Here is a 6,311-nt window from a genome sequence, read left to right as displayed (position 1 = left end):
GAGGATGGCGGCGCAGATCAGGACCAGCTTGGTGATGGTCACCCAGGCTTCGGGCACTTCGGCGCCGAGGGCCTTGGCCTTGCGGCGGGAGCGGATCTCGCTGAACACCACGAAGGCGGCGCCGAGCAGGCCCAGCAGCAATGTGAGGTTGTTGAAGCCGGTGTTGGGGCCGACTTCGGGCAGGTAGCCCGAGCCGATGTACTGGAAGTCGTTCGGCACCGGGATGGTGTTGGACTTGCCGACGAACTGGTTGAAGCCGCGGAACAGCAGCATGCCGGCCAGCGTGACGATGAAGGCCGGGATACCGACGTAGGCCGTCCAGAAGCCCTGCCAGGCGCCGATCACGGCGCCGAGAAGCAGCCCGAACAGGATGCCGAGGTACCACGGGATGCCCCAGTCCTGGATCATGAGGGCGACGCTGACCCCCACGAAGGCGGCGACGGAGCCGACCGAGAGGTCGATGTGGCCGGCGATGATCACCAGCACCATGCCGATCGCGAGGATCAGAATGTACGAGTTGCCGTTGAAGAGGTTGATGACGTTGCCCGGGGTGAGCGTGCGGCCCTCTGTGAAAATCTGGAAGAAGACGATCAGCGCSACCAGGGCGAAGATCATGCCGAATTGGCGGGTGTTGCCGCCAAAGAGCTTCTTGAGCGCATTCATGGTGTCAGTCCTTGTTGTCCGGATGTTCTGGATAGTCCCAGAGGGTCAGGCGGTCTTGCGGGCGGAAGTCATCAGTTTCATGAGGCTTTCCTGGCTGGCTTCCTCTTTGTTCAGCACGCCGGTGATGGCGCCTTCGAAAATGGTGTAGATGCGGTCGGAGAGGCCCAGCAGCTCGGGCAGTTCCGAGGAGATGACGATGACGCCCTTTCCCTGGTTGGCCAGTTGCTGGATGATGCCGTAGATCTCGAACTTGGCGCCSACGTCGATSCCGCGGGTGGGTTCGTCCAGGATCAGSASGTCCGGGTCGGTGAACATCCACTTCGCCAGCACCACCTTCTGCTGATTGCCGCCGGAGAGCTTGGCCACGCCTTCCTCCACCGACGGCGTCTTGGTGCGCAGCGACTTGCGGTACTGCTCCGCGACGGTGAATTCCTTGTCGACGTCGACGACGTTGTGCTTGCTGATCTTCTTCAGGGCCGCCGAGACTGTGGTGGCCTTGATGTCGTCCAGCAGGTTCAGGCCCAGCGACTTGCGGTCCTCGGTGACGTAGCCGAGGCCGGCGTCGATGGCCTGCTTGACGTTCTTGAGGTGCAGTTCCTTGCCGTCTTTGTAGACCTGGCCGGAGATGAAGCGGCCGTAGGAGCGGCCGAACAGGGAACGCGCCAGCTCGGTGCGGCCGGCCCCCATCAGCCCGGCAAAGCCGACGATCTCGCCGCGTCGGACGTAGAAGTTGGAGTTCTTGCAGACCAGGCGGTCCTGGATCTGCGGGTGCCCCACGTTCCAGTCCTTGACCTCGAAGAACTTTTCGCCGATCTTGGGTTCGTGGTCCGGGAACCGCGACTCCAGGGTCCGGCCCACCATGCCCTTGATGATGCGGTCCTCGTCGACGCCGTCGGCCTTGACGTCGAGGGTCTCGATCGACTTGCCGTCGCGGATGATCGTGATCGAGTCGGCGATCTGCTCAATTTCGTTGAGCTTGTGCGAAATCATGATCGAGGTGATGCCGCGGCCCTTCAGGCCCAGGATCAAGTCCAGCAGGTGCTGGGAGTCGGATTCGTTCAGGGCCGCGGTGGGCTCGTCCAGGATGAGGAGCTTCACCCTCTTGTTGAGCGCCTTGGCGATTTCGACCAGCTGCTGCTTGCCGACGCCGATCTCCTTGACCGGGGTGTCAGGGTCCTCGCGCAGGCCCACCCGGGCCAGCAGTTCGGTGGAGCGGGTCCGTGCCTCGGCCCAGTCGATCACGCCGCGCCGGGTGGGCTCGTTGCCCAAGAAGATGTTCTCCGTGATGGAGAGTTCCGGAATGAGCGCCAGCTCCTGGTGGATGATCACGATGCCGGCGTGTTCGCTGGCCCGGATGTCCTTGAACTGCTGGACTTCGCTCTGGTAGACGATGTCGCCGTCGTAGCTGCCGTAGGGGTAGACGCCCGACAGTACCTTCATCAGGGTCGATTTTCCTGCGCCGTTTTCACCGCAGATGGCGTGAATCTCGCCAGCCTTCACCCGCAGGCTTACCTCGGCCAATGCTTTAACGCCGGGGAACTCCTTGGTGATGGAGCGCATCTCGAGAATTATCGGATCGCTGTGCGTGTCGAGGGACGTCATTGCCCTTACGCCTCCAATGCATGACTTCGTTGTCCGCCCCTGCAAACCGCAGAGCCGTCTGATGAAAAAGTAAACTGGATCACGTCGTTGTCGTCAAGTCTTTAACGCAACGAGCCGGTAACGGCTTTCGAAATCCGCCTGCGTCCGCCCCCGATTTTCGCCCGGGAGCCGTTCCCTGGCCCGTGCTAGTTCCGCCGGATCCCGGCGTGCTGGAACACCAGGGCGGTCGCCCCGAGGGCCTCTGCACGGTCGCCGAGCGAGGACATGGTCAAGGTGGTGGTCTCGCCGATCACAGGGACCGCATGGCGCACGAGGCCCCGGCGGATCGGGTCCAGCAGCAGCTCGCCGAGCCCCGCCAAAGGCCCCCCGACGACAATCACCTCGGGGTTGATGAGGTTCGAAACGTTGCCCAGCGCGCGTCCGACGGCGAGCCCGGCGTCGTCCACCACCCGGAGGGTCGCGGAGTCGCGGCCGAGCGCCTTGCGCACGATGTCCTCAGGGGTCACCGGCCGGTCCTCGCCTCGGCTCAGGAGCTCGATCATGGTGGTGGTGGACGCGATGGTTTCCAGGCAGCCCCGGTTGCCGCAGCGGCAGACCAGGCCGTGTTCGTGGATGGTGGCGTGGCCGATTTCGCCGGTGATGCCGACGTTCCCGTAGTAGGGCATTCCGTTCAGGATCAACCCGGCGCCGATGCCCGAGCCGATCTTGAGGAACAGCAGATTGCTGACGCCGGTGTGCGGACCCCAGGTGACCTCGGACAAGGCCCCGAGGTTGGCGTCGTTGTCCACAAAAACCGGTAGATCCAGCGCTTCTTCGAGCCGCTTGAGGATGTTGATCCCTACCCATTCGGGCAGGATGGCGCCCTGCGCTACGGTGCCGGTGCGGCGGTCAATCGGGCCCGGGATGCCGACGCCGGCCCCCACGAGGGCGCTGCGTTCCACGCCGCTGCCGGCCAGCAGCCGGTCCAGCACTTCGACGGCTGCCGCAATGCCTTCCTCTGCGTGGTGGCCCAGAGGCAACAGGATCGATTCCTCCGCGACCACGTGGTAGCTGAGCGAGGCGAGGAACACCCGCAGGTGGCGCCGGCCGAAGTCGATGCCGACGGCGACGGCGCCGTTGCTGTTGAGCCGGACGTTCAGGGCGCGGCGGCCGGAGCTGGTGATCGGTTCGGTGGAGGCCAGTCCGGCGTCCTGCATGATCCTGACAATGTTCGAGACCGTCGCCGTGGACAGGCCGGTCTGCCGGGCCAGTTCCGCCTGGGTGGACGGGCCGGCCAGCAGGCACTCGATGATCCGTTGCTGGTTCAGATGCCGCAGGGCGGACTGCGACCCGGGGTTTTTGGTGCGGCTCCTCGTTGAGCGCGTTGGTGAGGGCATGGAATGAAGCGTGCCCCATCAAGGGTTTGTAGTCAAGAAGTTAACGCAACCGAAGGCGTCCGTGTCGTTTCGGAATGGTGGAAGCCCGCTGAGAGTCAGCTGTGAAGGTCGCGGTGCGCCCGCGCGAGTTCCTGGTAATGGGCGGCGTTGAGCTTCACGCCGTCGAACTCTTCCTCGGTGAGTTCCCGCCGGACCTTCGCCGGCACCCCGGCCACCAGTGAGCGGGGCGGGACCACGGTGCCTTCCAGCACCACCGCGCCGGCCGCCACGAGCGAGCCGGCGCCGATCACCGCGCCGTTGAGGATCGTGGCGCTCATGCCGATCAGGCAGTCGTCCTCCACCGTGCAGCCGTGCACCACGGCGCTGTGGYCGACGCTGACGCGGGCGCCGACAGTGCACGGGAAGTCCGGATCCGCGTGCAGGACGACGTTGTCCTGCAGGTTGGTGCCGGGCCCGACGGTGATCGCCGCGGTGTCGGCCCGGACCGAGACGCCGTAGAAGGCGCTGGAGTTCTCGGCAAGCGTGGCCTTGCCGATGATGGAGGCGCTCGGGGCGACGAAGGCGGATTCATGGACGGCCGGGCTGTCGCCGCCGAAAGCGTAAACGGGAGTCATGGCTACAGCCTAGGACACCGGCCGATGCTCCATCAGTAGTCGTTTGTCCGGTTGCCGGTTAGCGGCCATACCTGATAGCGCAACGATCGTTCATGCCGGGGCTCGCAGGACCCTGAAGCCCCGCCCCAGGTCCGGGTGCCCCAGGTCGGGAACGGCGACGGCGACCGGCGCGCCGGGTTCCGCCACCCGCTTCAGTTCACGGACGACGTCGTCCCACTCCTGCAGCGGCAGGTCGGCCAGCGCGTCCACCGCCCACACGGCCGCGAACGCTGCGTCGGCAAAGGGCAGCGTCCGCCCGGTTGCCACCGAAGCGGAGAGGCCCCGGGCACGGGCGGCGTGGATGTTCTCCTCCGAAGCGTCCACACCGGTGAAATGGAGCCCGGCGCGGACAAAGAGCAGCCCCTCCGTACCCGGGCCGCAGTCCAGGCCGAGCACGCCGCGCCGGCCCTCGGCCTTGAGCAGGGCGATGAAACCGGGCAGCTCATCCGTCCGCGCTGATGCCATGGCTCCAGTTAAGGGCGGACCCGCGTGGAAGACAAGCCTCGGCCTGGGACGGCCGTGAGCTGGAGACGCCTAGCTGAAGACGACCGTGCGGTTGCCGTCCAGCAGCACGCGGTGTTCGGCGTGCCACTGCACGGCCTGGGCGAGCGTGCGGCCCTCGACATCGCGGCCCATCTGGACGAACTGCTCGGCGGTGCGCCGGTGGTCCACCCGGATGACTTCCTGCTCGATGATCGGACCCTCGTCGAGGGCAGCGGTGACGTAGTGCGCCGTGGCCCCGATGAGTTTCACGCCGCGGGCGTGGGCCTGGTGGTAGGGCTTCGCGCCCTTGAAGGAGGGCAGGAAGGAATGGTGGATGTTAATGGCCTTGCCGGTGAGCTCCGTGCACAGTTCGTCGGAGAGGATCTGCATGTACCGGGCCAGGACCGTGAGTTCGACGTCGTGCTCCGCCATGAGCTTGCGCAGGGCGTCTTCGGCCTCGTCCTTGGTGTCCGCGGTGACCGGGATGTGGTGGAACGGGATGCCGTAGAACTCGGCCAGGCCGGCCAGGTCCCGGTGGTTGGAGACGATGGCCGGGATCTCGATCGGCAGGGTGCCGGAGCGCTGCAGGAACAACAGGTCGTTGAGGCAGTGCGCGGACGTGCTCGCCATCAGCAGGGTGCGGACCTTGCGGCCGGCCGGGTTCAGGTTCCACTGCATGCCGAAAGCGCGCRCCACGGGGTCCAGCGCCATCTGCAGTTCGGCCGGCGGGGCCGCCGTCGTGGCCTCGACCCGCATGAAGAACGTCCCGGTGCCCTGGCTGCCGTACTGCTGCGAGTCCGTAATGTTGCAGCCGGCCACCAGGAGGGCCCCCGCCACGGCGTGCACGATTCCGGGCCGGTCCGGGCAGGAGAGGGTCAGAACGTAGGAAGCGGTCAGCTGGTCGTCAGTCACGAAAGACAGCCTACCCGCGGCTGCGATACGCTGGACGGGTCGCAACTGGCGTTGGGTGGTTAACCACCAGGGAGCGGCACGCACGCAGACCACGGATCGTACGCCTGGGCCGAGGGTCATGTTTTCCGGTTGGCAGCCCCGCTGCCCGCCCGCCGGCAGCGCCCCTTGCGGGCGTTGCGCCAGCAGCGCGGCCCGTTTGGGGTCCGTCATTTTGCGGCGCCGCGGCAGGCCAGCCGGTAACCTGACCTCAAAGCAGTGACCGTTGCCAAGCCAGGAGTTCTTCGTGACTACTTCCTCCCTTCGCCTTTCCTCAGCAGCCGTGAGCAACCAGCCGCTCGCTGACCTCGATCCCGAAATTGCCGCCGTCCTGGCCCAGGAACTCGGCCGCCAGCGCGGCACCCTGGAGATGATCGCCTCCGAGAATTTCGCACCGCGCGCCGTGATGGAGGCGCAGGGGTCCGTGTTGACCAACAAGTACGCCGAAGGCTACCCGGGCCGCCGCTACTACGGCGGCTGTGAGTACGTCGACGTCGCGGAGCAGCTCGCGATCGACCGCGTCAAGGAGCTSTTCGGCGCCGARTTCGCCAACGTCCAGCCGCACTCCGGCGCGCAGGCCAACGCC

At 66.1% G+C, this 6,311-nt stretch carries 6 protein-coding genes, 1 pseudogene and 1 riboswitch; of the genes and pseudogenes, 1 reads left to right on the top strand and 6 read right to left on the bottom strand.

The features are described from left to right. The 6 genes from AB4Y86_RS09395 to purU form a co-directional block, all read right to left on the bottom strand. On the bottom strand, nt 1–663 hold a 663-nt coding region (locus AB4Y86_RS09395), incomplete at its 3' end, for an ABC transporter permease subunit (RefSeq protein ID WP_441401975.1). A 45-nt stretch (nt 664–708) separates the two neighbouring features. Continuing rightward, nucleotides 709–2,265 carry a multiple monosaccharide ABC transporter ATP-binding protein gene (mmsA, locus tag AB4Y86_RS09390; protein WP_441401974.1) on the bottom strand — a complete coding sequence of 519 codons (1,557 nt, stop codon included), beginning with the start codon at nt 2,263–2,265 and terminating at the stop codon, nt 709–711. Nucleotides 2,266–2,450: 185 nt separating this feature from the next. After that, nucleotides 2,451–3,641 (bottom strand): ROK family transcriptional regulator, encoded by a 1,191-nt coding sequence (locus AB4Y86_RS09385; RefSeq protein WP_441401973.1) that lies wholly within the window; start codon nt 3,639–3,641, stop codon nt 2,451–2,453. 95 nt (nt 3,642–3,736) lie between these two features. Further along, nucleotides 3,737–4,255 (bottom strand): gamma carbonic anhydrase family protein, encoded by a 519-nt coding sequence (locus tag AB4Y86_RS09380; protein WP_441401972.1) that lies wholly within the window; start codon nt 4,253–4,255, stop codon nt 3,737–3,739. Nucleotides 4,256–4,345: 90 nt separating this feature from the next. Then, nucleotides 4,346–4,759: a methyltransferase domain-containing protein gene (locus AB4Y86_RS09375; RefSeq protein WP_441401971.1), complete on the bottom strand. Its 414-nt coding sequence runs from the start codon at nt 4,757–4,759 to the stop codon at nt 4,346–4,348. 69 nt (nt 4,760–4,828) lie between these two features. Beyond that, on the bottom strand, nt 4,829–5,689 hold the full coding sequence (gene purU, locus AB4Y86_RS09370; RefSeq protein WP_441401970.1) for a formyltetrahydrofolate deformylase: 861 nt from the start codon (nt 5,687–5,689) through the stop codon (nt 4,829–4,831). Nucleotides 5,690–5,720: 31 nt separating this feature from the next. Continuing rightward, a riboswitch (ZMP/ZTP riboswitch) is annotated at nt 5,721–5,806 on the top strand. A 166-nt stretch (nt 5,807–5,972) separates the two neighbouring features. Here purU and AB4Y86_RS09365 point away from each other — a divergent pair. After that, nucleotides 5,973–6,311 (top strand): annotated as a pseudogene (locus tag AB4Y86_RS09365) (serine hydroxymethyltransferase); the annotation flags it as partial.

Origin of the sequence: Arthrobacter sp. 2YAF22_2 (assembly GCF_052114645.1) — a bacterium.
Taxonomy (GTDB): Bacteria; Actinomycetota; Actinomycetes; order Actinomycetales; family Micrococcaceae; genus Arthrobacter.
The sequence above is the reverse complement of the archived record's forward strand: the minus strand, read 5'-3'. Positions and strand labels throughout refer to the sequence as shown.

Coding starts and splice junctions, on each gene's coding strand:
- AB4Y86_RS09385 (WP_441401973.1), bottom strand. CDS start 3,641: ATGCCCTCACCAACGCGCTCAACGAGGAGCCGCACCAAAAACCCCGGG.
- AB4Y86_RS09375 (WP_441401971.1), bottom strand. CDS start 4,759: ATGGCATCAGCGCGGACGGATGAGCTGCCCGGTTTCATCGCCCTGCTC.